Annotated in this window: 27 protein-coding genes; 20 read left to right on the forward strand and 7 right to left on the reverse strand. The window is 64.6% G+C overall.

Annotated elements, in window-relative coordinates:
- Positions 1-82 precede the first annotated feature (82 nt).
- The 4 genes from QFZ40_RS20825 to QFZ40_RS20840 all read left to right on the forward strand — a co-directional run bounded on the left by QFZ40_RS20825 (position 83) and on the right by QFZ40_RS20840 (position 4439).
- A complete protein-coding gene (locus tag QFZ40_RS20825) occupies positions 83-2125 on the forward strand; it encodes a PTS mannitol transporter subunit IICBA (protein ID WP_306906698.1) in 2043 nt (680 codons plus the stop codon).
- A complete protein-coding gene (locus tag QFZ40_RS20830) occupies positions 2125-3288 on the forward strand; it encodes a mannitol-1-phosphate 5-dehydrogenase (protein ID WP_306906699.1) in 1164 nt (387 codons plus the stop codon). The genes QFZ40_RS20825 and QFZ40_RS20830 overlap by 1 nt, the downstream gene beginning before the upstream one ends.
- Before the next feature lie 124 nt (positions 3289-3412).
- Complete coding sequence (locus QFZ40_RS20835) at positions 3413-3934, forward strand: GNAT family N-acetyltransferase (protein WP_306906700.1); 522 nt, start codon at positions 3413-3415, stop codon at positions 3932-3934.
- A 40-nt stretch (positions 3935-3974) separates the two neighbouring features.
- A complete protein-coding gene (locus QFZ40_RS20840) occupies positions 3975-4439 on the forward strand; it encodes a MarR family winged helix-turn-helix transcriptional regulator (protein ID WP_306906701.1) in 465 nt (154 codons plus the stop codon).
- A 160-nt stretch (positions 4440-4599) separates the two neighbouring features.
- Here QFZ40_RS20840 and QFZ40_RS20845 read toward each other — a convergent pair whose 3' ends face one another.
- Entirely contained in the window at positions 4600-6252 is a 1653-nt protein-coding gene (locus QFZ40_RS20845; protein WP_306906702.1) for an MDR family MFS transporter, read from the reverse strand.
- 174 nt (positions 6253-6426) lie between these two features.
- Positions 6427-6924, reverse strand: coding sequence for a ribonuclease E activity regulator RraA (rraA, locus tag QFZ40_RS20850; RefSeq protein WP_306906703.1), 498 nt, complete (start codon positions 6922-6924; stop codon positions 6427-6429).
- A gap of 129 nt (positions 6925-7053) precedes the next feature.
- Here rraA and QFZ40_RS20855 point away from each other — a divergent pair, with 129 nt between their 5' ends.
- The 6 genes from QFZ40_RS20855 to QFZ40_RS20880 all read left to right on the forward strand — a co-directional run bounded on the left by QFZ40_RS20855 (position 7054) and on the right by QFZ40_RS20880 (position 12704).
- Entirely contained in the window at positions 7054-8370 is a 1317-nt protein-coding gene (locus QFZ40_RS20855; RefSeq protein ID WP_306906704.1) for an MFS transporter, read from the forward strand.
- 103 nt (positions 8371-8473) lie between these two features.
- On the forward strand, positions 8474-9082 hold the full coding sequence (locus QFZ40_RS20860; RefSeq protein WP_306906705.1) for a TetR/AcrR family transcriptional regulator: 609 nt from the start codon (positions 8474-8476) through the stop codon (positions 9080-9082).
- 289 nt (positions 9083-9371) lie between these two features.
- Positions 9372-10571: an NAD(P)-dependent malic enzyme gene (locus tag QFZ40_RS20865; RefSeq protein WP_306906706.1), complete on the forward strand. Its 1200-nt coding sequence runs from the start codon at positions 9372-9374 to the stop codon at positions 10569-10571.
- A gap of 216 nt (positions 10572-10787) precedes the next feature.
- Entirely contained in the window at positions 10788-11288 is a 501-nt protein-coding gene (locus QFZ40_RS20870; protein ID WP_306906707.1) for a DUF456 domain-containing protein, read from the forward strand.
- A 9-nt stretch (positions 11289-11297) separates the two neighbouring features.
- Positions 11298-12263: a hypothetical protein gene (locus QFZ40_RS20875; protein WP_306906708.1), complete on the forward strand. Its 966-nt coding sequence runs from the start codon at positions 11298-11300 to the stop codon at positions 12261-12263.
- Positions 12264-12344: 81 nt separating this feature from the next.
- Positions 12345-12704, forward strand: a complete 360-nt coding sequence (locus QFZ40_RS20880) for a nuclear transport factor 2 family protein (RefSeq protein WP_306906709.1) — start codon at positions 12345-12347, stop codon at positions 12702-12704.
- Between the two features lie 98 nt (positions 12705-12802).
- Here QFZ40_RS20880 and QFZ40_RS20885 read toward each other — a convergent pair whose 3' ends face one another.
- Positions 12803-13468, reverse strand: a complete 666-nt coding sequence (locus QFZ40_RS20885; RefSeq protein ID WP_306906710.1) for a LysE family translocator — start codon at positions 13466-13468, stop codon at positions 12803-12805.
- A gap of 105 nt (positions 13469-13573) precedes the next feature.
- Between QFZ40_RS20885 and QFZ40_RS20890 the strand changes: the two genes are divergently transcribed.
- Complete coding sequence (locus QFZ40_RS20890) at positions 13574-14029, forward strand: Lrp/AsnC family transcriptional regulator (protein ID WP_306906711.1); 456 nt, start codon at positions 13574-13576, stop codon at positions 14027-14029.
- A 47-nt stretch (positions 14030-14076) separates the two neighbouring features.
- Here the strand turns inward: QFZ40_RS20890 and QFZ40_RS20895 are convergent, their stop codons facing one another.
- Positions 14077-14544 (reverse strand): Lrp/AsnC family transcriptional regulator, encoded by a 468-nt coding sequence (locus tag QFZ40_RS20895; protein ID WP_306906712.1) that lies wholly within the window; start codon positions 14542-14544, stop codon positions 14077-14079.
- 391 nt (positions 14545-14935) lie between these two features.
- Here QFZ40_RS20895 and gluQRS point away from each other — a divergent pair, with 391 nt between their 5' ends.
- The 3 genes from gluQRS (at position 14936) to QFZ40_RS20910 (ending at position 16859) form a co-directional block, all read left to right on the forward strand.
- Entirely contained in the window at positions 14936-15817 is an 882-nt protein-coding gene (gene gluQRS, locus QFZ40_RS20900; protein ID WP_306906713.1) for a tRNA glutamyl-Q(34) synthetase GluQRS, read from the forward strand.
- 149 nt (positions 15818-15966) lie between these two features.
- Entirely contained in the window at positions 15967-16182 is a 216-nt protein-coding gene (locus QFZ40_RS20905; protein ID WP_306906714.1) for an AsnC family protein, read from the forward strand.
- A 47-nt stretch (positions 16183-16229) separates the two neighbouring features.
- Positions 16230-16859, forward strand: coding sequence for a phosphohydrolase (locus QFZ40_RS20910; protein ID WP_306906715.1), 630 nt, complete (start codon positions 16230-16232; stop codon positions 16857-16859).
- Between the two features lie 237 nt (positions 16860-17096).
- On the opposite strand, the gene QFZ40_RS20915 is transcribed toward QFZ40_RS20910, so the two are convergent.
- The 3 genes from QFZ40_RS20915 to QFZ40_RS20925 all read right to left on the reverse strand — a co-directional run bounded on the left by QFZ40_RS20915 (position 17097) and on the right by QFZ40_RS20925 (position 20189).
- A complete protein-coding gene (locus tag QFZ40_RS20915) occupies positions 17097-18422 on the reverse strand; it encodes an ATP-binding protein (RefSeq protein WP_306906716.1) in 1326 nt (441 codons plus the stop codon).
- Between the two features lie 130 nt (positions 18423-18552).
- Positions 18553-19308: an SDR family NAD(P)-dependent oxidoreductase gene (locus QFZ40_RS20920; protein WP_306907010.1), complete on the reverse strand. Its 756-nt coding sequence runs from the start codon at positions 19306-19308 to the stop codon at positions 18553-18555.
- Positions 19309-19310: 2 nt separating this feature from the next.
- On the reverse strand, positions 19311-20189 hold the full coding sequence (locus tag QFZ40_RS20925) for a fumarylacetoacetate hydrolase family protein (protein ID WP_306906717.1): 879 nt from the start codon (positions 20187-20189) through the stop codon (positions 19311-19313).
- 205 nt (positions 20190-20394) lie between these two features.
- Here QFZ40_RS20925 and QFZ40_RS20930 point away from each other — a divergent pair, with 205 nt between their 5' ends.
- From QFZ40_RS20930 to QFZ40_RS20955, 6 genes are read left to right on the forward strand one after another with little or no spacing between them, the layout of a single operon-like run.
- Complete coding sequence (locus QFZ40_RS20930) at positions 20395-21795, forward strand: L-fuconate dehydratase (RefSeq protein ID WP_306906718.1); 1401 nt, start codon at positions 20395-20397, stop codon at positions 21793-21795.
- The gene (locus QFZ40_RS20935) at positions 21788-22102 is read left to right on the forward strand and encodes an L-rhamnose mutarotase (protein ID WP_306906719.1); all 315 of its coding nucleotides are present in this window, start codon (positions 21788-21790) and stop codon (positions 22100-22102) included. The genes QFZ40_RS20930 and QFZ40_RS20935 overlap by 8 nt, the downstream gene beginning before the upstream one ends.
- Positions 22099-23112 carry an aldo/keto reductase gene (locus QFZ40_RS20940; protein WP_306906720.1) on the forward strand — a complete coding sequence of 338 codons (1014 nt, stop codon included), beginning with the start codon at positions 22099-22101 and terminating at the stop codon, positions 23110-23112. Before QFZ40_RS20935 ends, QFZ40_RS20940 begins: the two co-directional genes overlap by 4 nt.
- A complete protein-coding gene (locus tag QFZ40_RS20945) occupies positions 23109-24077 on the forward strand; it encodes an amidohydrolase family protein (protein WP_306906721.1) in 969 nt (322 codons plus the stop codon). Before QFZ40_RS20940 ends, QFZ40_RS20945 begins: the two co-directional genes overlap by 4 nt.
- Positions 24074-25606: a sugar ABC transporter ATP-binding protein gene (locus tag QFZ40_RS20950; protein ID WP_306906722.1), complete on the forward strand. Its 1533-nt coding sequence runs from the start codon at positions 24074-24076 to the stop codon at positions 25604-25606. Before QFZ40_RS20945 ends, QFZ40_RS20950 begins: the two co-directional genes overlap by 4 nt.
- Positions 25603-26640, forward strand: coding sequence for an ABC transporter permease (locus QFZ40_RS20955; RefSeq protein ID WP_306906723.1), 1038 nt, complete (start codon positions 25603-25605; stop codon positions 26638-26640). Before QFZ40_RS20950 ends, QFZ40_RS20955 begins: the two co-directional genes overlap by 4 nt.
- Positions 26641-26729 lie beyond the last annotated feature (89 nt).

The raw sequence follows: 26729 nt of genomic DNA on the forward strand, positions 1-26729 counted from the left end.
CACCTCTTCCTTATGGCAATTCCGTCGTCGGAAAATATCGGACCATCCTGCGAAGCAGCAGGAATCACGGTTAGGAAATCACATGGCAACAGAGACAGTTGCAAAGCCGCGAACCAGCATGCGGGTTGGCGTCCAGAAGTTCGGGACCTTCCTGTCCGGAATGATCATGCCCAACATCGGGGCGTTCATCGCCTGGGGACTCATTACGGCCCTCTTCATTGAGAAGGGCTGGCTGCCTGTTCCCCAGTTGGGCGGCTTTGGTGAGACCGCGGGTGTGGCTAACACCGGCCTCGTTGGTCCCATGATCAAATACCTGCTGCCGCTCCTGATTGCCTACACCGGCGGCAGGATGGTCTACGACGTCCGCGGCGGCGTGGTGGGCGCCATCGGCACCATGGGCGTGATTGTCGGTGCCGGTATCCCGATGTTTATCGGCGCCATGATCATGGGTCCCCTGGGCGGCTGGACCATGAAGAAGATCGATTCGCTCTGGGACGGGAAGATCCGCCCGGGCTTCGAGATGCTGGTGAATAACTTCTCCGCCGGCATTTGGGGCGGTCTGCTGGCAATGCTTGGCTTCTATGGCATATCCCCGCTGGTCACGGCCTTCAGCACGGCCGCCGGCAACGTGGTCCAGTTCCTGGTCGCCAATGGCCTGCTGCCGCTGACCAGCATATTCATCGAGCCGGCCAAGGTGCTGTTCCTGAACAACGCCATCAACCATGGCGTGCTCACCCCGCTGGGCATCCAGCAGTCGCTGGACCAGGGCAAGTCCATCCTCTTCCTGCTTGAGGCAAACCCCGGTCCGGGGCTCGGGCTTCTGCTCGCCTATATGTTCTTCGGGAAAGGTGCCGCCAAGGCCTCGGCTCCCGGTGCAGCCATCATCCACTTCCTGGGCGGCATCCACGAGATCTACTTCCCGTACGTCCTGATGCGTCCGCTGCTGATCCTGGCCACGATCGCAGGCGGCATGACGGGCATCGCAACCCTGGCCATCACCAACTCCGGCCTGGTGGCGCCGTCCGCTCCGGGATCCATCATCGCCGTGCTCGCACAGACCTCCCGGGACAGCTACTTCGGCGTGATCCTTGCGGTCCTGCTGGCAACCACCGTCTCCTTCCTGGTGGCCTCGGTCATCCTGAAGACAACCAAGCACAGCGACGAGGTGGACCTCAACGACGCCACCTCCCGCATGGAGCAGATGAAGGGCAAGAAGAGCTCGGTCTCCTCCGCCCTGACCGGCGCCGGTACGGTCGGCATTGCCGTTCTTGCCGGACCAGTTCGGAACATCGTGTTCGCGTGCGACGCCGGCATGGGCTCCAGCGCCATGGGGGCCTCGGTGCTGCGGAACAAGATCAAGGCGGCCGGATTCCCCGACGTCAAGGTCACGAATGCCTCCATCGCCAGTCTTAAGGACGACTACGATGTGGTGGTCACTCACCAGGACCTCACCGAACGGGCCAAGCCGGTCACGTCCAGCGCGGCGCATTTCTCCGTGGACAACTTCATGAACAGTCCACGCTACGACGAAATTGTCGAGCTGGTCAGGAGCAGCAACACCGGGGAAACCGAAGCCAGGACGTCCGGCGCAGGTACTGCGGCAGCGGCCAGCCCTGGCGCCCATAGTGCCGCAACCGGTGCGACCGCGGCAGCGGGCGCCGGAGTCGCTACTGAAACGGCCGCCGTCGGGCATTCCGACATCCTTGCTGCCGAGAGCGTGATCCTCAACGGCACTGCCACCACGCGGGATGCAGCGATTGACGAAGCCGGCCGGCTCCTGCTGGCACGCGACGCCGTGGACGAGGGCTACATCGCGGCCATGCACGAACGCGAGGAGTCCGTTTCCACGTACATGGGCAGCTACCTCGCCATACCCCACGGGACCAACGCCGCGAAGGACCACATCAGGAAGTCCGCCGTTTCCGTGATCCGCTACCCTGACGGCATCGACTGGGACGGCAAGCAGGTCAAGTTCGTGGTGGGCGTGGCCGGCATCAACAACGAGCACCTCCACATCCTGTCCTCGATCGCCAAGGTATTCACCAGCAAGGCACAGGTGGCCCAGCTGGAAGCAGCAACGTCGGTGGATGAAGTGCTCGAGCTGTTCGGGAAGGTCAACGCATAGTGAAGGCAGTACATTTCGGAGCGGGTAATATCGGCCGAGGCTTCGTGGGGCTGCTGCTGCACGAGGCCGGGTATGAGCTGGTTTTCGCCGACGTCGCGGAAGCCCTCATCACCCAACTGGCAGCTGCGGACAGCTACGCCGTCCACGAGGTGGGAGAGAATCCGACGGTCCGGACAGTGGACAACTTCCGGGCGCTGAATTCCTCCCTGCAGGAGGCTGAACTGGTGGCGGAAATCTCGACGGCGGATATCGTCACCACCGCCGTCGGGCCGCACATCCTGAAGTTCGTGGCACCGGCCATCACCAAGGGAATCGCTGCGCGGGACGCCGGCCTCGCGCCGCTGCAGGTGATGGCCTGCGAAAACGCCATCAACGCCACGGACATCCTGCGAGACGAAATTGCCGCGCTGTGGGATGACGCCGCGGGTTCCCTCGACTCCCTGGCGGTGTTTGCGAATACCGCCGTGGACCGGATCGTCCCCAACCAGGACGCCGGGCAGGGCCTGGACGTCACGGTGGAAACCTTCTACGAATGGGTTATCGACCGGAAACCCTTTGCCGGGGCGCCGCCTGCCATCCCCGGGGCGACCTTCGTTGAGGACCTGGCCCCCTATATCGAGCGGAAGCTTTTCACCGTGAACACAGGCCACGCCGCCGCGGCGTACTTCGGATTCGAGGCCGGCCTGGAGAAGCTCTCGGATGCCATGGCCGACCAGGATGTTGCCGAGGACGTCCGGGCGGTCCTTGAAGAGACCAAGCAGCTCCTGGTTTCCAAACACGGCTTCAGCAACGAGGAACAGGAAGCCTACGTCCAGAAGATCCTGGTCAGGTTCTCCAACCCGTACCTACCGGACACTGTCAGCCGGGTGGGCCGGGCCCCGCTGCGGAAACTCAGCCGCAATGAACGGTTCATCGGACCGGCCGCTGAACTCGCCGAACGCGGTATTGTCCCGGAGGCGCTCCTCGGCGCAATCGCCGCTGCCCTCCGGTTCAACGACCCCGCCGATGCCGAAGCGACTGAACTGGCGCAGATCCTGGCCTCGTCCACGCCTGCAGAGGCGACGGCGCGGATCACGGGCCTGACGCCGGAACATCCCCTCTTCGACGCCGTGTCCACCCTCGTCGAGGAACGCCAGGCGGAACCCGCCAAGGCCCCGGCCTGACACCGCCGCACGTAACCACGATTTCGGCAAACAACGACGCCGGCACTCAACGTGAGTGCCGGCGTCGTGCGTCTGTAGGTCGCCTTCTCCCTGCCCGCCACGTCTGGTGTGGAATGCTGGTTAGGTGACCCGGAACCCAGATGCCCTGCCCCCTCTGCTTACCCGCGACGTCGACGCCGGAACGTTCCGCCTGCGGCACGCGACCCGCTCGGATGTGCTGGCGATCGTGCAGCTGCTAGCCGATGACTCTCTCGGTGCCGGCCGCGAAAGCGTGGAGGATCTTGCCCCTTATGTGAGGGCGTTTGAAGCGATCGACGCCGATCCATGCCACGTGCTGGCCGTGGGCGAACTGATGCCCGCCGGTGCGGATTCCGGGCCGGTGGTGGCGACGTTCCAGCTGAGTTTCCTTCCGGGCATCTCGCGGCGCGGTTCCTGGCGCTCGCAGATCGAGGGCGTCCGGGTGACCGGCGACCTCCGCGGCCAGGGCATAGGCAACATCATGCTCCAATGGGCCATCGACGAATCCAGGCGCCGCGGCTGCGGGCACATGCAGCTGACCACCCATAAAACCAGGACGGACGCGCACAGGTTCTATCAGCGGCTGGGCTTTGACGCCAGCCATGAGGGCATGAAGCTGACCTTGTGACTTTGACGGTAAGGGCACCTGACTCTTAGGCTGCCTAACGATGGATACTTCCGATCGGGACTTTGGGCTGCATGAGGACACGGGGCTGCGTGAGCTCGCCCGCGATTTCCGCGAAGCCCTCCGCCACAGTGTCTACCTGTTACGCCGCCTGGACGGCGACGGTGAACTCAGCGCAGCCCAGCTGAGCACCCTGAAGATGCTGCTTGACGGCGAGGTGCGGGTCGGGGAGATTGCCCGGAACCTGGGGGTCAAGGTGCCCAGCGCCACGGAGCAGATCATCAGGCTCGAGCGGGCAGGACTCGCGCGCCGGAAGCCGGATCCTGATGATTCCCGTGCCGTCCGCGTGATGCTTACTGCTGAAGGAAGGGCCGCCGTCGACTCCGCCAATGAGCGGCGCACAGCAGTCATGGCGGGCATCCTCAGCTCCCTCAGTGACCAGGACCGAAGGGCCCTGGCGGCTGCCCTCCCCGTCATCGACAAAGTCAACGCCACGCTTCGCGCCTGATTGTGCCCTCTACCCATCGGTGCCCTCGCCGTCACACAGGGCACGCTTTTGGGTCTGCCTCAAGATGGCGAGCCCGGTATCCCGGTAAAAGGGAACGGCAGGCAGTCCAAAAGACTGCCTGCCGTGACGCTTAGCCGGACCGCGCCGGAACCAGAATGGGTCAGTGGGCCGGGACCGCCTCTTTTGCAGCGGCCTTCGGGTCCGTCAGCTTCTTGTTCGGCAGAGCGAAGCTGATGAGGAATGCGACGCCGGTGAGCACTGCAGCGGTGATCATCACGGTGTCGATGGCGTAGGCAAAGCCCTCGGTGATGGGCCGGGTAAGGGCGCTGTTGGCCGTGTGCAGCCAGCTGGTGTCGTTGAGCGAATCGTTGGACGCGCCGTTCTGGAAGAACTCGTAGAGCTTGGCGTTGGCGGGGTCAGCTGCGACGGCGGGATCCTTAAGGACGGCCAGGTAGTCCGCGTTCTGCATGGCTGATTTCATGCCGTCGGCAATCCGGTTCGCGGCCAGGCTGAACAGCAGGGAGATGAACACGGCCGTGCCGACGGCTCCGCCCATGGAACGGAAGAATGCGGCCGAGGAGGTTCCCACGCCCATGTCCTTCGGCGGGACGGAAACCTGCATGGCCAGGGTGAGCGGCTGCATGCAGAAACCCAGGCCCATGCCGAAGAACACGGCGATCAGGCCAGGGACCCACAGTCCGGTGTCCACGCCCAGCGACAAGCCCATCACCAGGGCGGCTGCCGTCAGGATGGCCGTGCCCATGATGGGGAAGATCCGGTACGTCCCGGACGCGGAGATGGTGCGGCCTGCTGTGATGGAGCCCGTGAGGATGCCGACGGTGAACGTGATCATCATGAGGCCGGCCTGCGTGGGGGTGAGACCCTTGACGAGCTGGAGGTACATGGGGAGCATCGCGATAGCGCCGAACATGCCGATGCCGATGATGAAGTTCAGCAGCGACGACAAACCGAAGGTGACGTTCTTGAACAGCCGGAGCGGGATCAGGGCGTAGTCCCCGGCGCGCTTTTCAGCCAGCAGGAACCAGAGGATGCCCACAACGCCCAAACCGTAGCAGAGGAAGGAATTCACCGAGGTCCAGCCCCAGGTCCGGCCCTGTTCCGCCACAAGGAGCAGGGGCACAATCGCCAGGGTGATCGCTGCGGCGCCCCAGTAGTCGATCTTCTGCTTTACATGCTTTGAGGGCAGGTGCAGGAAGAGGAACACCACGGTCAGTGCGGCCAGGCCGATGGGCAGGTTGATGAAGAATACCCAGCGCCAGCCGTCGAAACCCAGGATGGTGGCTGACCCGGCAAAGGCGCCGCCCACCACCGGACCCAGCACCGAGGAGATGCCGAACACGGACATGAAGTAACCCTGGAACTTGGCACGGTCCTTCAGCGAGACGATGTCGCCGATGATGGTCAGCGCGAGGGCCAGCAGGCCGCCTGCGCCGAGTCCCTGAACGCCGCGGGCGATGGCGAGTTCGGTCATGGAATGCACGGAACCGGCGTAGAGGGAGCCCACCAGGAAGATCGCAATGGCCGTCAGGTACAGGGGGCGCCGGCCGAAGATGTCGCTCAGCTTGCCGTAGAGCGGCGTGCTGACGGTGGAGGTGATGAGGTAGGCCGTGGTGGCCCAGGCCTGCAGGGAGAGCCCGTCCAGGTCGTTGGCGATGGTGTAGATCGAGGTGGACACGATGGTCTGGTCCAGGGATGCCAGGAACATGCCGAGCATGAGTCCCACCATGACAGTGATGATCTGACGCTGGGTCAGGGTTTCGCCGGCGGCTCGCACGGCGGTGGCTTTGGACATGACTGCTCCAGAGGAAGAAAAGGGAAACAAGCTTGATAGTTGCTTTCAGTAACTATCTTACTTCCCGATTTGTTCCTCCCTGCCCATCTTTTTTCCTGTTGAGGTTCGAGACGGGTTGGATCCCCGCGCTAAACGCTGGCCTGAGCGCGGGGACCGGTGTTCACTGCGGCCGGATCAGCGCTCCACCAGGATGCCGTCCGGGTCGCACCAGATCATGACGCCGGCACGGATGGTCACGTCCGCGATCTGTACGTCCACGTCCACCTCGCCTGCGCCCGCCTTGGCGCTCTTGCGCGGGTTGCTTCCCAGCGCCTTGACCCCCAGTTCCAGCCGCGCGATCGCCTCCCGGTCACGGACAGCTCCGTTAATGACGACGCCGGCCCAGCCGTTTGCCACGGCGCTTTCGGCGATCATGTCGCCCATCAGGGCCGTGCCCAGCGAGCCGCCGCCGTCCACCACCAGGACGGCGCCATTGCCCGGGCCTGCCAGCGTGGATTTCACCAGCGCGTTGTCCTGGAAGCAGCGGATGGTGCGGACCGGGCCGCTGAAGTGTGAATGGCCGCCCAGGGACTGGAATTGAAGCGATACTGATGCCAGCTCCTCCCCGCGCTCATCGTAGAGATCGGCGGTGTTGACTGCCGGGCTGGACTGGTTTTCGGCGGCTGCGGTCATGGGTTCTCCTAGCTGGACAGTGTCTTCGAAGGCTACGCCCGCAGGCAATGTGCCGTATGACAAGCGAGGCGGTGATGCCCACGATAGTCTGATTTCCAGAACCGACAACTGTTCCGGGGGGAGCCAGTCATGAGCTTGTCCGACATGCCCGGAGCAGTGCCGGACCCGGCTGCCTTCGGCAGGCAACCGGCAGGAACGCCGACGACGGCCCTGGCGGAACCGGTGCAGCGTGTCCGCCCGCTGTGGATCACCGGCCTGGTGCTGGTCAACCTTGGCATCAATGCGGCCTTCTTCGGACCCATCCAGGTGCTTCTGGGCCAGCAGGCGGCCCACTTTAGCGACAACGACAAAGAAGCCATCCTGGCCCTGGTCACTGGCGCCGGAGCCGCGGTGTCCCTGGTGGCCAATCCGTTGTTCGGGGCGCTCAGCGACCGCACCAAATCGCGGCTGGGACGGCGCGTCCCGTGGGTTCTCTTCGGAGCGATCCTGGGGGCAGCCGCGCTGATTGCGCTCGCGGGTGCCCCTACCGTGGCCATCATGACCGTTCTCTGGTGCCTGGTCCAGGCCGGATGCAACAGCGCCTACGCCGCCATCACCGCTGCGATCCCGGACCGCGTGCCGGTTCCGCAGCGAGCCACGGTCGGCGGCCTGGCGGCCATGGGCCAGACGGTGGGAATCCTCGCCGGCGCCGTGATTGCTGCCGCCGTCAGCGGAAATTTCGCGGCAGGCTACTGGATTTGTGCCGCAGCGCTCCCCGCCGGCGTCGTGCTCTATTTCCTGAGGAGCGACGACGTTCCCCTCCCTGTGGCGATGCGTCCGCCCTTCAGCCTTTCCGCCTTTGCCAGGGGCTTTTGGATTTCGCCGGCGGCCTACCCGGACTTCGCGTGGGCCTGGCTCACGCGCCTGCTGGTGAACATTGGCAACCACATGGTGACGCTGTACCTGCTGTTCTTCCTGACTGATGCCGTGCACCTGAAGGAGACGCAGGGAATCGAGCCCGAGTTCGGCGTGCTGGTCCTCACCGGCCTCTATGCGGTGATGGTCATCGTCACCAGCATCACGGGCGGTCTGCTCAGTGACCGGGTGGGCAGGCGCAAGCCGCTAGTGATTGCGTCGTCGGTGATCATTGCCGTGGCTTCGCTGATCCTGGCGTTTGCGCCTACCTGGCCGGGGGCCATCACGGGAGCCATTGTCCTTGGAATCGGTTTCGGCGCGTACCTGGCCGTGGATTTCGCGCTCATCACCCAGGTGCTCCCCACTGCCCTGGACCGTGGCAAGGATCTGGGTGTGATCAATATCGCCAGTTCCCTGCCGCAAGTCCTGGCGCCGCTCATCGCCTTCCCCTTCGTGAAGCTGTGGGGAGGCTACGTTGCGCTGTACGTGGCCGCCGCGGTCATCGGCATGCTGGGTGCCGTTTTCGTGGTCAAAATCAAAGGAGTTGACTAATTATGCGACGAAAGGGTGCCGTATAGTTGGACCGGATTGCAGGCGGAACGGGATGGGGGTTCGCCTGGCCGCTGCACCATAAAAACACAACCCCGGAATGCTGATGCCCGAGACCATTTCAGACCATCCGCCCATGGCCGCCCGCCCATCCGCTCCACGCCAGCAGTTGCGCTATGCCAGGATTCTTGAGGCCGCCGCAGGGTTCGCCCGCAAGGGGCTTGATTCGGTGGATCTGTCCGAGGTCGCGGCGAAGGCGGATGTCCCGTTGGGGACGCTGTACAGGTACTTTCCCTCACCCACCCACCTGATGCTGGCCCTGTACCGCCACCAGCTGGATGAGCTGCATGGCGCCGCGCGCAACGCCGCCGCACGATTCCGGGGCCGGGCTCTTGCCGGCGTGGTCATGGAGATTTTCCACATGAGGGTGATGCAGCCCGCCGTCGAGCAGTGCCTGACCCGCGGCGTCTATCTCAAGGACCAGGACACCACGGCACTGCTGCGGGAGATCGACGCCTTGGGCGAACAGGCTGTGGCCTCAGCATGCAATGATGCGACGGCGGCCAGGGTCCTGCTTCTGACGGTCACTGGTCTGGTCCAGTCCGTCCGGAGCCGCCGGTTGTCCCTGTTCGAGGCGGAAGAAGACCTGAAAAAGGCCTGCGCGCTCCTCGTCCCGGCAGAATCGGCCGCCCATTCTTGGCACCAAACGGCGTAACTGGTCTAGACCAGTAAGGCCTTAAATCCGTCTTATTGGCATGATCCGGATCACAAAAGACCGGGACTAAACGTTTTGGCGGGCTCTTGGCAGCCGATGGTGTCATTTCTGCCCCGTCCGCTCTGATTACCATTGCAGAACCGGAGTGGCTGGCAATCCGCATCTGCTACGACTTCACACCGGGCCCGCCACCCCTGGGCCCTGGGAAGCGCCAACCCACCACTTGAGCCTCCATGTGCTTGAGCCCTCATGCGCCGTGCGCCCACGGCTAGCCCCAGGAGACAAAGACGTGTCCATTGACGCAATCGCATCCATCGACAATTCCGCCGCCACAGCCCTGACAGAAGCAGAGATCTTCGACGCGCACCAGGGCGGCAAGCTCTCCATCACCAGCACGGTGCCGCTGTCCAACAAGCGTGACCTTTCCATCGCCTACACCCCGGGCGTCGCCGAGGTCAGCCGAGCCATCCACAATAAGCCTGAACTCGCCCGCACTCTTACCTGGGCCCAGCGCCTGGTGGTCGTGGTCAGCGACGGCACGGCGGTACTGGGACTTGGCAACATTGGAGCCAGCGCCTCGCTTCCCGTCATGGAGGGCAAGTCCGCCCTCTTCAAGACCTTCGGCGACCTGGATTCCATTCCGCTGGTCCTGAACACCACTGATGTCGATGAGATCGTGGAAACCCTTGTCCGGCTGCGTCCCAGCTTCGGCGCCGTGAACCTCGAGGACATCTCCGCACCCCGCTGCTTCGAGCTGGAGGAAAAGCTCATCGAGGCTCTGGACTGCCCGGTGATGCACGACGACCAGCACGGCACGGCAGTGGTTGCCCTTGCCGCCCTCACCAACGCCGCCAAGGTGACCGGCCGCGAACTCGAGGGCCTCCGCGTGGTGGTGTCCGGCGCAGGTGCCGCAGGCATCGCGGTCGCGGAAATCTTCCTCACCGCAGGCATCAAGGACGTCATCCTGCTCGATTCAAAGGGTGTCATCAACCGCGAGCGTGCGGACATCGCTGCCGATCCGGCCAGCAAGAAGGCCCAGATGGCGGAGCGCAGCAATCCCCGCGGCATCAGCGGCGGCCCGGGCGAGGCTCTGCTTGGCGCTGACGTGTTTGTCGGCGTTTCCTCCTCCAAGCTGGACGAGGAGCACCTGAAGCTGATGAACGAGGGCTCCATCGTGTTTGCCCTCTCCAACCCGGACCCGGAAGTCCTGCCGGAGGTGGCCGCCAAGTACGCCGCGGTGGTCGCAACCGGACGTAGTGACTTCCCCAACCAGATCAATAACGTCCTGGCTTTCCCCGGCATTTTCCGCGGCGCCCTGGATGCGGGTGCCCGCCGGATCACGCCAGCGATGAAACTTGCAGCTGCCCGCGCCATCGCCGGACTCGCGGAAGCTGACCTCTCCGCGGATTACATCGTGCCCAGCCCGCTGGACCCGCGTGTGGCACCCGCGGTGACTGCCGCCGTCGCCGCCGCGGTGGAAGCGGAGTAGCCTCCGCACTCAGCCACTCAGCCAGCCAGCCTGTCAGGATTCCGACGGCGGCGCCTCCCGTGCTGGGGAGGCGCCGCCGTCGGTGGTTAACCGCGGGAAGCCCAACCGCCGGAGGGCAAGCTGCTGCAGGCGCGGCCGTCTGGGGTTAAACCGCGGGAAACCGGGCCGCTGGAGGCGGAGCCGGCGGGACAGCAACGCCGCCCTAAACTGGGGGTCATGAACTCCGAAACGGTGGTGACCATCCTGTGTGGCCTGGGTATCCTGGTGGGCGTGGCCGGCACCGTCATTCCGGTCCTCCCCGGCAGCGTCCTGATCGGGGCCAGCCTGCTGGCGTGGGCCATCTGGGGCGGCGCCGGAACTACCGGCTGGGTGGTGTTCGCGATTGGCCTGGTGTTCGTACTGGCGGGCATGGCAGCCAGCGCCGTGCTGACCGGACGCAGGCTCAGGCAGCACAGGATCCCGCCCCGGAGCGTGGTGATCGGCGTGGTGGCAGGTGTTGCCGGAATGTTCATCATCCCCGTCGTGGGGCTCTTTGTGGGTTTTGCCGCCGGGCTCCTGCTGAGCGAGTTCGTCCGGACCCGCAACTTCCGCATGGCCACCGCATCCAGCTGGGCGGCGGTGAAGGCCACTGGGCTGGGCATTCTGGTGGAGTTCGGGCTGGCCTGCCTGGCGGCGAGCACCTGGGTGATCGGCCTCTGGGTCTCCCTGGCCACGTAGCATGGAGAAATGACCGCGGGGGATGCAAAAGCGCCGATCTACCGGGATACCCGGGACCTGACGCCGTTCGGTCACGCCAGGCTCAGGACGCCGGTCCGCGAACTTGCCGACGGCGTCGGCGGGCTTATTCATGGAGTCCTTGGCGGCCGTGACGAGGCGCTGATTTCCGTGGACGGCGACGTCCCGAGGCTCAAGCGGCTGCCGGGCAAAGCGGCCAAGGCCGTCCACGGTGCCATCTTCACCAGCAGGGAACCGGAGCGGCTGATTACTGTGGGCCGGGCTTATCCCGAGTGGGCCGGCCTGTGCTACATCATGGCCGGACTGCTTGCGTACAAGCACGGCAGCTATCTTCGCGCCTCCGAACTCCTCCAGCGGGGCCTGTCCACCAGGAACGACGACGACGCCAACCAGTATGCGTCCACTTACCTCACGCGGGTGGTAACCCGGGTGGAGCTGGCGGAAAGGATCGAGGTCCCCGTGCTCTTCAGCGAGGAAGCGGTTTTCCTGGCCCTGGCGCACTCGCTGCGGGAGACAGGCCATACGGAAGCCGCGCTGGAGTCGCTGGCCGCATTGCCGCCGTCTTTGCCTAGTGCGCTGGCCCGCTGCGCCCTCGCCCACTCGCTTGGCCGGGACAAGGAAGTGGTGATCTGGACCGACGGCCTGCTCAACTCGGATGACCTCTCCGCTGCGTTGCTGCTGGTCCGGGCCCGTTCGCTGAGGCGGCTCCGCGCCCACTCGAAGGCGCAGGAGACTTTGAAGGAGGTGCTCCGGCGCCGCAAGACGGATTTGATGCTGCGCAATGATGCGCTCACGGACGGCGCATTGCTGGTCCTAGAGAACGGCCGGAAGTCACTCAATCCGCTGGGCTGGCTCCGCGGGAGGCCCGCGGAGCTCGAAACATTTGAAGTGATCCGCAAGGACGTGGAGGAGCGCAGGCTCTGGGAGCAGGACTGGAAGCAGCTGGGCGGGGATTGAGCCCAGACGTATCGTCCAGCTCCCGCGGCGGGTGATCTACCTGCCCTTGTAGGCCGGGCGGCCGCAGGGTACAACGGAGAAATGAGCGACGCAGTCCGGTCCTGGATGGAAAAGTACATCGCGGCATGGACCACGAATGAGCCTGAAGATATCCGGGCACTGTTCACGGAGGACGCGGTCTACGCCACCCGGCCCAATGACAGGGATCCCTGGACCGGGAGGGAGCAGATCGTGGACCGGTGGCTTGCAGCCCGTGACGAACCCGATGAATGGACCTTCGAGTGGAAGCAGCTCGGCACCGACGGTGACCTGGCCTTTGTGCAGGGCTTCACGCACTACCTGGGCGACCGCCCCAGCTATGACAATCTCTGGATCATCCGGCTGGCCCCGGACGGACGGGCCACGGAATTCACGGAATGGTTCATGGAGCGGAAGTTCTAACGCAGCCACTCATCAACGGCCCCGTCGGGCCCGGGTTGCGGCATGGGACGTCCCTTCGTTCCGTCCCGGGCGCCAAACCCGGGAAGGTTGCTCACAGGCTACTGCACCGGGAACCGGACGCCGTAGGAAATCAGCAGGGGACCCAGCTGTTCGCAGAGCAGTGCGACGCCGAGGGCTACCATGATAATGCCGCTGGCGAGGGTGATTTTGCCTGCTGCCCGCGGCCGGGACTGCAGGAGCTTGCGGGCCAGGAGCGCCACGCAGGTGTAGACCACGGCGGCAAGCAGCACAAATGTCAGGCCCAACAGGCCGGACTGCACCGGCATTGGAAGGGGCGCGTCCGGGCTGACGAACTGCGGCACCAGGGCCACGAAGAAGAGCAGGCCTTTGGGGTTGATCCCGCTGGTGCCCATCCCTTGCAGGAATGTCCGGAACTGGTTGGATGCGGGATTTCCGACGGCGGCCGTCAGGCCGAAGGAGGCCCCGCGCCAGGAACGCAAAGTGCTGACGCCGAGCCAGAGGAGGTAAGCCGCTCCCGCCACGGTGATCCAGCCGAGGACCCCCGGCATGCCCGCAAGCAGCGCCGCGATGCCTCCGACCATCAGCAGGGTATGGAGTATGTAGCCGCCGCAAAGTCCGGCGACGGCGGGAACGAAGCTGCGTTGCCGCAGGCCTGCCGTGATGGAGTACGCCCAATCCACGCCTGGTGTGCATGCCAGCGCTGCAGCCACCAGCACAAACGCGGAAAACAGCTGGGGGTTCATGGCGGGCTCCTGTCAGACGGCTACAGAAACAAAGCCTATTAACTTAGCCGCCATAAGTGCTCGCCTTTTTCGCCATACTTTAGGACGTCTGAGTAAGATAATTGCGTGATCGACCACATTGACAGAAATATCTTGCGCCACCTCAAAGAGGACGGGCGGATGACCGCCACAGCGCTCGCAGCCAAGGTGGGACTGACAGTTGCCCCGTGCCACCGCAGGCTTCGGGATCTGGAAACGTCAGGAGTGATCCGCGGATACAAGGCAGATATCGACCCCGCCGCCGTCGGGCTGGGGTTCGAGGCCATCGTGTTTGTGACCCTCCGCCAGGTGGACCGGCGCACTATGGAAATCTTCGAAAACAGGGTGGCGGACAATGCCAACATTGTCGAGGCCCAGCGGCTCTTCGGCTCACCCGACTACCTGCTGAAGGTCATCGCGGAGGACCTGCCGGCCTACCAGCGTTTTTACGACTCGGAGCTCACCTCGCTGCCCGGCGTCGAACGACTGACCTCAACCCTGGTGATGAAGAACCTGAAGTCGAATGCCGGCCCACCGGTGTAAACCGGTGTAAGGAGAGGCAAGAGCCCGTGTGTGGCCGCACAGCGGACTCAGTCGCTCAGTAATCCTGTGGTCCGGTAGGGAATCACCTCGCGCAGGAACATGCTTGTTGACGTGCGGACTATCCCCGGGCAAAGCCTGATTTCCTCCGATACGCGGTAGAGATCGTCCGGGCTGCTGGCGACGACGCGGATCAGCAGGTCGGTGTCGCCGGCGGGGGCATGGCACTCCAGGACCTCGGGGATCTTCCGGAGGGCGGCAATGGCTTCGTTCAGGTGGCTCTGGTCCAGTTCCGCGCTTACAGCGGCGGCCACTCCACGTCCCAGCGCGGAGGGAAGCACCCGGCTGCTGTTGGGACGCAGGGCGCCCGACGCAGTCATCCGCTCCAGTCGCGACTGCACCGTTCCGCGCGCCAGGCCCAGCCTCTGGGCCAGGACCATGATGGGCACGCGCGGGTCCTCGTCCAGGGCTTTAAGGATCCGCTTGTCCGTGGCGTCGAGTTCGTGCAATCTGATCATTTCCTGTCGATGAATACGGCCCGGAATAGTCAGACTGAACAATCAAAACCGTGCCGGTTGTGCCTACTGTATGGCCTCTGCTCAAATAGTGGCAACAAGGGCAAGGCTACCGCCGATCCCCGCAGGCTATAGGCTCCCCGGCACACCACCCGGATCCTAGATTCCGCCTCCCGCAAGGAGGACGCCGCTGATTGACACTTGTTCACGCATCGTCACTCCGCAACCACGGCAAGGGCCCCTGAGCTACCGACGTCGGATTTCCCGAAGTCATCGGTAGCTGAGGGGCCCTTGTGCTGTCCCGATGCTGTCACCTGTGTTGTCCAAGGTGCTACCGCCCAAACCCGCGGCCGGCGCGACGGACCCCCGCGCCTTGTCCACATAGGGTTGTTGCATGACCAAAGCCGGCCGCTTCGCCCCGAGCCCTTCCGGTGAACTTCACGTGGGCAACCTACGGACGGCCATTCTCGCCTGGCTCTTTGCCCGTTCCACCGGCAGGAATTTCCTGCTGCGCGTGGAGGACCTTGACCGCGCCCGGGCCGGGGCGGAGGCCGAGCAGCTCCGCGATCTGGCGGCCATAGGAGTGACCTGGGACGGCGCCGTCGTCCGCCAGACTGACCGCGGTGACGTGTACGCCGAAGCCATCAGCCGCCTGGCTGCCGCGGACCTGACCTACGAATGCTTCTGTACGCGCCGGGAGATCCAGGAGGCGGCCTCCGCTCCGCACGCGCCGCAGGGCGCGTATCCGGGCACCTGCCGGGACCTTGACCGGGCCGAGCTGGAGTTCAAGAGGTCGACCCGGCCTGCTGCTCTCCGGCTCCGGTCTGCGGTGACCGAATTTGCCGTGCGGGATGTGTTGCACGGCGGATTCACCGGGGTAGTGGACGACTTCGTGCTCCGCCGCAACGACGGCGTCGCGGCCTACAACCTTGCGGTCGTGGTGGATGATGCTGCCCAGGGCATCGACCAGGTGGTCCGCGGGGATGACCTTCTGCCGTCCACGCCGCGGCAGGCGTATCTTGCCTCGCTGCTAGGACTGCAGGTGCCGGAATACGCCCATGTTCCCCTTGTGGTGAATTCCGACGGCGTCCGGTTGGCGAAGCGCGACGGCGCAGTTACGCTTGGCGACCTAGCGCTCAGGGGGCAGTCCGCGGCCGGGGTGAGGGATCTGTTGCTGGCTTCGGTGGGTCTGCCGGGCGGGACCCTTGAGCAGGCGCTCGCAGCGTTCGACCCCGTCGCGCTTCCCCGGGAGCCGTGGGTATGGCCAGGCGCCTAGCGCTTCCCGCCTCCCGGGACGGTGCACATGGCGGGTCCTGACCTGTGCCAGCCCCACCGGGCACGCAAGGGTCCTTCCAAGCGCATACGCCGGGCCGGATCCGTCAACTGATGTTGACGCTACCCCGCTCGTCAACTAATGTTGACGAAATGGAGGTGGATCGAATGAAGACACTCGTTGGATCGATGGACGGCAAAGGTCCGGCCGAGGCGCTGTACGCCGTTGCTGAACTGCAAAAGGAAGTGGGACGGGCAGAAGCTACACTCGTCCGGAGTGCGCGTCAGGCCGGGCTGTCCTGGGAAGCGATTGCTCTTTGCCTGGGGGTCAGCAAGCAGGCTGTCCACCGGAAGTACGGGAAGCGGTAGCTGGTCCGGGCGAGGTTCTTCAGTGAGTCGGCGCGTAGGCTGGAGCCATGTCAGACCAGCCCTCGCCGGAGCACGACTCCGCCCCCAGCTTCACTGTAGACACCGCGAAGGTCCTGGCCGAAGTGGCCCACAATCGCCAAAAGGACAAACTGAAGCGTCCATACCGGGAGCATGTCATTGCGGTCGGAGACGCCTTGGCGGATTTCGACGACGACATCCGAATTGCCGGCTACCTGCATGACATTGCCGAAGACACTCCGATTACTCGCCAGGCCCTGCTGGACATGGGCGTTTCCCAGCGGGCCGTGAGCATCATCGAACGCGTTACCAATCGCCTGCACGACGACCCCGACGATTACCAGGCCGGGATCCGCTTCATCGCTGAGGACCACGACGCGACCCTGGTGAAAATTGCGGACAACGCCCACAATTCTCTGCCGGAGAGAGTCAAGGCCCTGGCCGAGAAATGGCCGGACAAACCACCGGTCACCAAATACCGGGATGCCCGGCCGGTGCTCTATTCCGCCGTGGATGTCGAAGAAGTCCGCAAGATCCTGGCCCGCGTCAACCCTTGGCTCCTGCAGGAGCTGGATGACCGGCTGGATGAGGAGGACGACGTCGATTACGAGAACCTGTCTTACGACGACGCCGGCCCCGAGACTCGCCAGGACTCCTAGCCCTTCCGATCATTAGACCCAGTGTCATTCGTGGAGATCGAGCTGCCTAACCCGCGCCGCACATGGGAAAGCAACACGGGGATGGAAGCCTCAAAGGCTTCCAACGCATCTTCTGCCGCCGTTCTTTCCATACCCAAAGCATCTCAAGGGGTCGGACAATAAAGGCAGCTGAGGCAAGTAAGGCAGGTCAGGAAATTAGGGCAGACCAGGCAAGTTAGGCTGGCCGGCCCGCCCCCGCTAAATCCGGCCCAGGCGGTCGATGTCCTCCAGGAAGTCCTGATGGACTTCGTCGCTGACGGTGGTCCGGGTGTCGCCGATGGCGTCGAGGTAGTCCTCGGTGGACGGCCCTCTCCGGACGGCCGCCCGGACTGAAATCCCTCCCCGGGAGGCCGCGCCGCCGTCGCCGTCCTGGCCGTAAACTACACTTTCCAGCGCCCGCTGGGAGGCACTCCGTGCGGCGTACTCAATATCCGCGGGAGAGAAGCCCTCGGTGCGGTCCACCAGCATCTCCACGTCCACGTCGTCCACCACCGCAGGGGGAATGAAGCGCTGCCACATCGCATCGCGGGCCTGGCGGTCCGGCAGGCCGATGGGGATGACGTAGTCGAACCGGCCGTGGCGGAGAAACGCGGTGTCCAGGGCGCGGATGAAGTTGGTGGCGCAGACCAGCAGCCGGCCGGGCTGTTCGCGGAAGGCCGGAATGATTTTCAGCAGCTCGTTCGTGACCCCCTGCAGGGGAGAGGGCGGTTCGCCCGACCGCTGGGAGGCGATCTCCTCCACCTCATCGATAAACACCACAGCATGCTCCAGTTCGGCGATCTCCAGGAACGTCTCGCGCAGTGCGCCGGCCAGACCCTTCGGATCCGAGGCCAGTCGCGACGGGAACACCTCCACGAACGGCCATTCCAGGCGCGACGCGATCGCCTTCGCGAAGGTCGTCTTTCCGGTGCCTGGCGGACCAAAAAGGACGACGGCCCGGGGCGGGACCACGCCATACTCATCGGCCAGGTCTGCCTCCGCCAGCGGCAGGACCAGGCGCCGTTCCAGCAGTTCCTTCTCACGCCGCATGCCGGCTACGTTTTCCCAGAGGTCCCGGGCCAGGATGCGGCCGCCCAGCTGGCCCAGCGCGCCGAGCTCCTGGCGCTGCACAGGAATGGTCCGTTCGAAGTAGCGCAGGTTCTTCTTGAGCGCGAACCCCCGGCCCAGGAAGGCCTCCACCCGGGTTTCGGCCTCCGGCATCAGCGCGGAGAGCTTGTTGAGCCCGTGCGGGGCCATCCGGTTCTCGACGGCGGCCAGTAGCGAGGTGCCGATCCCGCGGCCGCGGAACTCGGGAAGGGTGGCCAGGAAGACGATCCAGCCCTGGTCGTGGGCGGCGCGTCCGACGGCGGCACCCACCACCTGCTCTCCCAGCACCGCCACCACGGCGTGGTCCTTTTCGCAGGAAGCGAGCACCTCGGAGAGGGCATAAACCGGTTCAACGTTGGTGGCCTTGAGGGTTTCCCAGAGGTGCAGGATCCCGTCCAGGTCTGCCGAGTGGAAATCCCTGATCCGCCAGTTGCTCATGCCGTGTCTCCCGGGTCGTTCGTCGTTGAACTGCTCTGCTGAGCATAGGCGAACCTGGGGCACGGGATGTTGCATGCAGTTTTAGTTACGCGCGGGAAGCTACCGCAGAAAGCAGAAGCTACCGCAACAACTACCCCAGCGGCCGGAGCCGCAGGCCCTGCATGCCGCCGTCGACAGCCAGTGCGGTCCCGGATGTCGAACCTGACCGGGGGCTTGCAAGGTAGGCGATGGCCCCCGCCACTTCCTCGGCAGAGACAAGGCGTCCGTGCGGCTGGCGCGCATTAAGCGCGGCGCGCTCTGCCTCCGGATCCGCTGCCGAGCTCAGGAGCCGGGCCACCCACGGGGTATCCACCGTTCCGGGGTTGACGCAGTTCACGCGGATGCCTTCGCGGATGTGGTCAGCTGCCATCGCCAAAGTGAGCGACAGGACGGCTCCCTTGGATGCCGAATACAGCGCCCGCTGGGGGAGCCCGGCCGTGGCCGCGATGGAGCAGGTGTTGACGATCGCGGCCGACGGCGACCGGCGAAGGTGCGGGAGCGCTGCACGCGTCACCCTGGCGACCCCCACCACGTTGATGTCCAGCACGCGGGTCCATTCGTCATCCTCATTAGCGGCGACGTCCCCTGCGGCGCCGATCCCCGCGTTGTTCACGACGATGTCCAAGCGGCCGAAGCGGTTGGTGACGCTTTCGACGGCGGCACGAACCGAGGCATCGTCCGCCACGTTGCATTCGACACCGAAGTGCGCGGTCCCCGCCGGGTTCAGGTCCAGGACGGCCACCTGCGCCCCTCCAGCGGCCAGTCTGTCTGCGGCTGCTGCCCCGATCCCGGAGGCCCCGCCGGTCACGATCGCCACCAGCCCGTCGAATTCTGCATCTGCTGACATGTTCACTGTGCTGCTCCTTGCCTGTAGAACTCCTGGCGCTGGCTGCCGAGGCCTTCAATGTCGAGCTCCACCACGTCGCCGGGCTGGATATAGGGGAAGCGGCCGGACAGGGCCACACCCTCGGGAGTGCCGGTCAGGATCACGTCGCCGGGCTCAAGGAGCATGTACTGGCTGACGTGGTGGACCAGCGTGGCGACGTCAAAGATGAGGTCCGCCGTCGACGAGTCCTGCCTGGCCTCGCCGTTGACATGGGAGCGCAACCGCAGCCGGCCGGGATCAATCTCATCCGCCGGGACAAGCCAGGGGCCCAGGGGCGTGGAGGCGGGCAGCGATTTGCCCTTGGTCCACTGGCCGGCGGCACCGGGCAGCTGGTATTCGCGCTCAGAGAGATCGTTGGCCACCAGGTATCCTGCGACGTAATCCAACGCGTCGGCGGGATCGGACAGATAGCTGGCCTCCTTTCCGATCACCACTCCCAGTTCAACTTCCCAGTCGTACTTTTCCGACGACGGCGGGATGGGGGCGGCGTCGAAGGGGCCACTGATGGTGTTGGACGGCTTAAGGAAAACGACAGGGATTTCCGGCGGTGCCGATCCTGATTCCGCGGCGTGAGCGGCGTAGTTCATGCCGATGCAGACAATGGAGCCGGGGCGTGCGATGGGTGCTCCCACACGGAGGCCGGCCGCCGGAAGCTCAGGCAATTCTCCCGCCGAAAGCGCCTGCCGGGCCCGTGCAATGCCGTCCTGGGCAAGGAACAGGCCGTCGACGTCCCGGGTCAGGGAGGCGAGGCTGAAGTATTTTTCATCGCCGTTTGCGTCAGCCGTCACTACTGCCGGCACTTCCTGTCCGCGTTCGCCCAGCCGGGCCAGCTTGATACTCATGGTCTCCCCTGATTTGTAAGGCACAAAGTGCCGGTAACATCCGAGCTTTTGCCGCTCTGCTTTCCTAATACTACGCATAAGTGACCCATTGACAAGCAAAACATCCGATGTTTAGGTTAACCCAGATCCTCCGCCCGGCTGCTTGATTTCCTGTCCGGTCGGCCACGAAGCGCCACTTACGGCCGCTGCCCCAGTCAGGAGCATTATGAGCGTCATCACCGCGGTAGAGACCTTTGACATCCGGTTCCCCACGTCAAAAGAACTGGACGGCTCGGACGCCATGAACCCGGACCCCGACTATTCGGCTGCCTACCTCATCATCAGCACCGATGCGGGCGACGGCTTGGAAGGCCACGGATTCGTCTTCACCATCGGGCGGGGGAATGAGGTGGAAGCCGCGGCCATCGATGCCCTCCGTCCGCACATCCTGGGGCACAACGTCGAAGAGCTCCTCGCGGACATGGGCGCAAGCTGGAAGCTGCTGGTCCATGATTCCCAACTGCGGTGGCTGGGTCCGGAAAAGGGCGTCATGCACATGGCCATCGGCGCCGTGATCAACGCCCTGTGGGACCTGAAAGCCAAGCGTGCAGGACTTCCGCTGTGGGAACTGCTGGCAGGCCTGAGCCCCGAGGACATTGTTGCCCTAGTCGACTTCCGCTACCTCACCGACGCCCTGACGCCGGATGAAGCCCTGGAGATCCTCCGCCGGGCCGAACCCGGGCGGGCCGAACGGAAGGCCAGGCTCCTCACCGAAGGCTACGCCGGCTACACCACGACACCCGGCTGGCTCGGATACAGCGACGAGAAGCTCGCCCGCCTGGCCAAGGAGGCGGTGGCGGACGGTTTCGCCCAGATCAAGCTCAAAGTGGGAGCCTCGCTGCAGGATGACATCCGACGTGTCCGTGTGGCCCGCGAAGCAGTGGGCCCCGACATCAAGATCGCCGTTGACGCAAACCAGCGGTGGGATGTGCAGGACGCCATCGAGTGGATGGCACATCTGGCGCCCTACGACATCGCCTGGATCGAGGAACCCACCAGCCCGGATGACATTCTGGGGCACGCCGCCATTGCCCGGGGCGTGGCACCCATCCCGGTGGCCACCGGTGAGCACGTGCAGAACCGCGTGATGTTCAAGCAACTGCTGCAGGCAGAAGCCATCGAAGTACTCCAGATCGACGCCGCCCGGGTGGGTGGAGTGAACGAGAACATAGCCATCCTCCTGCTCGCGGCGAAGTTCGGCGTCCGGGTCTGTCCGCATGCCGGCGGGGTGGGATTGTGCGAAGCGGTACAGCACCTTTCCATGTTTGATTTTCTCGCCGTCTCGGGGAAAAAGAACGACCGTATGATTGAGTTTGTGGACCACCTCCACGAGCATTTCGTTACCCCCGTGGATGTGCACGGAGGCTGCTATTGGCCGCCGTCAGCACCTGGCGCCGGTGCCGAAATGCACCGGGAGTCGCTGGCCGCCTACAGCTTTCCCGACGGCGCCACGTGGAGCGGTGACGTGCCCTCCAGCGAGCTTTCGGCTGGAACTGTCAACGCAACGGCGGTCCCTGCAGTCACCATCCCGGAGCTCGCCCGGAACGAGGCCGCGCTCGATGTCTGAGACCATCGTGCTGCACACGCGGCTGAAGCCCGGCGCGGCCCAGGCCTATGCGGACGCGCACGCCGCCATACCCGGGGAGCTCGTCGCTGCCTTGAAGGACGCCGGCGTCAGCAACTGGCGGATCTGGCAGAGCGGCCAGGAACTGATCCACCTCGTGGAAGTTGACGACTACAAGGCCATGCGCCACGAGCTTGCCACGAATCCCGTCAACATTGCTTGGCAGGCGCGGATGGCCGACCTGCTGGAGATCGAGGATGACTACAGCGGCAACGACTCAGGCCTTCCGCTGGTGTGGGAACTGCCATGAACACTGAAATTACTTCAGGCGCGGGCACTCTTACTCTCGGCAGGTTGGGCTTCGGCGCCGCCGGGATCGGCAACCTCTACCGGGCAATCCCGGACAGCAGGGCAACGGCGACAGTCGAAGCCGCCTGGGACGCCGGCATTAGGTATTTTGACACGGCTCCGCACTATGGCCTTGGCCTGTCCGAGCGGCGCCTGGGCTCCGTGCTCATGGGCAAGCCACGGCAGGAATTTGTCCTGTCCACGAAGGTGGGGCGCCTTCTGTCGCCCAAGCAGGGCGTACTGATGGGCGGCGCCGGCAAGGATGACGGGGTCGCTCCTGGAGGACCACGGGACACGGAAGGGTTCGACGTACCTGCCACCAGCCGCCGGGTCTGGGATTTTTCCGGGCAGGGCATCCGGCAAAGTATCGAGGAGTCACTCGAACGGCTCGGCCTGGACCATGTGGACATCGCCTACCTTCACGACCCCGACGTCCACGACCTCGCCGGTGGCATCCGTGACGGACTGCCCGCCCTCGAAAAACTGCGTGCCGAAGGGCTCGTCCGCGCCATCGGCGTCGGGGTTAACTCGGCGGAAGCTGCCCTTGAGTGTGTGGAAGCGGCGGACCTGGATCTCGTGATGCTTGCGGGCCGGTACACCCTGCTCGAGCAGCCCCGGGTTCCGCTACTGGAGAGGTGTCTGGAGAAAGGCACCGGAGTAGTCAACGTCGGGGCCTACAATTCCGGGCTCCTGGCCCGGCATGACGTATCCGATGACGCGCACTACAACTACGGGCAGGCGCCGTCGGCTCTGCTGGAACGGGCCCGGCGGCTCGCCGCCATCTGTGGCAGCTTCGGAGTGGAGCTTCCGACGGCGGCGCTTCAGTTCGGCCTTCGCCACCCTGCCGTCGTCAACGTGACAGTCGGGGCCACGTCTCCCGAGCAGGTCCGGGTCAACGCCGGACGGATGGCTGAGGAAATTCCTGCAGAACTGTGGAATGAGCTGTCACGCCAGGGGCTGATTCCCTCATGATCGACTCTCATCTTCACCTGTGGGAGTTGCCTCCCTCCGCCGGGCAGCCCGACGCCCTGCAACCCGATGGTCCAGGCGCACCCCGGCGTGCCTACTCGTGGCTGGGCCCCCAGCATGGACCCCTGTTCCGCAGTTTCGGGGAAGCCGAGGCCCACGAAAACCTCGTGCAGGCGGGAGTCCGCGGAGCTGTGCTGGTCCAGGCAGACGACACCGTCGCGGACACGGACGCCATGCTGGCCGCCGCCGACCGCAATGACTGGGTGCTCGCCGTCGTCGGCTGGATACCGCTGGAACATCCGGAGCTGGCGGAAGCGGAGCTCGAGCGGCTGGGGCGGAAGCCGAAGTTCCGTGGCGTCCGCCACCTGGTCCACGACGACCCGCGGGATGACTTCCTCGAGCTGCCGGAGGTCCGCGAATCACTGAAGCTGGTCGCTGACAGGGGGCTGGCCTTGGATATTCCTGATGCCTATCCCCGCCATCTGCAGCGTGCCGTCACTCTTGCACGCGAACTGCCGGAACTTACGGTGGTGCTCGACCATCTGGGCAAACCTCCGCTCACGGACGCCATCGCAGCCGGCAAAGGGCCTTCTCCGGAACTGGACCGCTGGCGCCGGGAGTTCCGTGCACTGGCCCAGTTGCCCAACACTGTAGCGAAGGTATCGGGGCTGCACTTGCCCGGACTCGAATACACGGCCAAGGCGCTGCGTCCCCTGTGGGAGGAGGCGCTCACGGCTTTTGGCCCGGAGCGGCTCATGATCGGGATGGATTGGCCGGTCAGCACACTCGGCGCGCCCTACGGTCGCACCCTGGAGGTGCTCCTGGAACTTGCAGCCGACCTGGATCCGGCGGACCGGCATGCCTTCCTTGAAGGTACCGCTACCCGGATCTACAGGTTGCCCCAGCCATCGGAATCCGCGCAGCCGGCATCGGAAAACCCAACCAAGCAGGACGAGGTGAAAGCATGACGACGGACCAAACACCGCTGTTGTCCGTGCGTGGAGTAGGGAAGACCTTTCCCGGGGTCAGGGCGCTGCACAACATGCACCTGGACCTGCGGCGCGGAGAGGTGCTCGCGCTCGTGGGGGAGAACGGCGCGGGCAAGTCAACGCTGATGAAGCTGCTCTCGGGGATTTACGTCCCGGACGAGGGAACATTCGAGCTTAATGGGGTTGCCTTTACGCCTGCCGGACCAAAGCACGCCCAGGAACTCGGTATCAGCATCATCCATCAGGAGTTCAACCTGATGCCGGACCTCACTGTGGCGCAGAACATCTACATCGGCCGCGAACCACGCCGCTTTGGAATGCTCAGCGAACGCGCCCTCAACCGGAAGACCCAGGACCTCTTTGACCGGATGAGCCTCAAGCTGAACCCCCGCGAGCGTTGCGGCGGGCTGACAGTAGCCAAACAGCAGATGGTCGAGATCGCCAAGGCCCTGAGCCACGATTCCAAGGTGATCATCATGGACGAGCCAACGGCAGCCCTGAATGACGCCGAAGTGGCCACCCTTCACGAACTGATCCGCGGGTTCGTGTCGCCGGAGACAGGGGTGATCTATATTTCGCACCGGATGGATGAGCTCAAGCAGATATCCCAGCGCATCACCGTCATCCGCGACGGCGAATACGTCGACACCGTGGACACTGTGGAGACCACCATGCGGGAGGTCATCTCGCTCATGGTGGGCCGAACGATCTCCGGTGAGCAGCGGCCGGCCGAGGAAGGAACGGACCGTCCCGACGACGTCGTCCTGTCCGTCGCGGGGCTCAGCACGCCTTCCCTGCTGAAGGACGTCAGCTTCGACCTGCGCCGGGGCGAGATCCTGGGCTTTTCCGGGCTGATGGGGGCCGGCCGGACCGAAGTGGCGCGGGCCCTGGTCGGCGCGGATAAGGCAAGCTTCGAACAGCTGCAGGTCAACGGCGCGGACGTAAGGATTCCCAATCCCGCAGCCGCCGCCAAATTCGGCATCGGCTACCTGTCCGAGGACCGCAAGCATCTGGGTCTCATGCTGGAACGGGACGTCAAGGAAAACATCATGCTGTCCTCGCTGGCTGAAAACTCATCGGCGGGGTTTATCCGCGATGCATCGCTCCGGCGCACGGCCGATGAATACGCCCGGAAGCTCAGGATCAAGACGCCCTCCATCAGGCAGCTGGCCAGGAACCTTTCCGGCGGCAACCAACAGAAGGTGGTGATCGCGAAGTGGCTGGTCAAGGACTGCGACATCCTCATCTTCGACGAGCCCACCAGGGGCATCGATGTAGGAGCCAAGGATGAGATCTACAGGCTCCTCAACGAGCTGGCGGCGGAGGGCAAGGCGATCATCATGATCTCCTCCGAACTGCCCGAAATCCTTCGCCTCTCCCACCGGATCGCAGTCATGTGCGAAGGGCGAATCACCGGGTTCCTTACCAACGCCGAAGCCACCCAGGAAAACATCATGGAACTTGCGACCCGGCGAGTCTCCATCACCACAGGAGCACCAACCTTATGAGCATCATAGAAACCCCCAAGCCGAAAGAGTCCAAGGCGCCAACTGCCCCGTCCTCACCTCTCCGGGTGCAGGGACTGACCTTGCGGCTCCGCTCGTCCCTCCAGCAGCTCCTGGCCTTCGGGTCGCTGATCGTCCTGGTGGTCTTCTTCGGCGTCATGAACTCACGGTTCCTGCTGCCCGGCAACCTCTCGGACATCCTGCTCTCGACCGTGGTTATCGGCCTGCTGGCGCTCGGGGCGACGTTCGTCATCATCACCGGCGGCATCGACCTCTCAGTGGGCACCGGCATGAGCCTCTGTTCAGTGATGGTGGGCGTCGTGCTGACCTACCTGGGCCTGCCGTTGTGGGCCGGCGTGGTGGGCGGAATCCTGATGGGAGCGCTGATCGGGGCCGTGAACGGCTTCCTGATCTCCTTCCTGAAAATCCCGCCCTTCATCGCCACCCTGGCCACCATGCTTGTCTGCCAGGGAATGGCGCTGGTGGTCTCGGGGACCAAACCCATCTATTTCACCGGCACCGAAGGGTTCTCGAACCTCGCCCTGGGCAAGCCCATTGCCGGGCTGGTCATTCCCAACGCCGTCTTCATCTTCTTCGCGGCGGCCACAATAGCCGGCGTGGTGATGAGCAAGACCCTGCTGGGCCGCTACACCTTCTCCATCGGCTCCAACGAGGAAGCGACAGCGCTCTCCGGCATCAATGTCCGCAGCTGGAAGCTCTGGATCTACACTGCTGCCGGGGCGTTCACCGGCCTGGCCGGCGTCATCATCGCAGCCAGGCTCAACTCCGCCCAGCCCGGGCAGGGCATGGGATATGAACTCCAGGCGATTGCCGCCGTCGTGATCGGCGGGACATCCCTGGCCGGAGGCAAGGGTTCCATCGTGGGAACGGTGATCGGCGCCCTCATCATGTCTGTCCTCACCAACGGCCTGCGCGTCATCTCGGTGCCGCAGGAGTGGCAAAACGTGGCCATCGGCGTCGTCATCCTGGTAGCTGTCTACCTGGACATGCTGCGCCGGAAGGAGGCCGCCACGTAGTCTCTCCAGCCGCCCGCAACACCCGGCACCTCCTGCACCAACCCCCATTGCATCCCTTTCCCCATTGAGAAAAACAACGGAGTTTTCAC

Source organism: Arthrobacter pascens (genome assembly GCF_030816475.1).
GTDB classification, from domain to species: Bacteria; Actinomycetota; Actinomycetes; order Actinomycetales; family Micrococcaceae; genus Arthrobacter; species Arthrobacter pascens_B.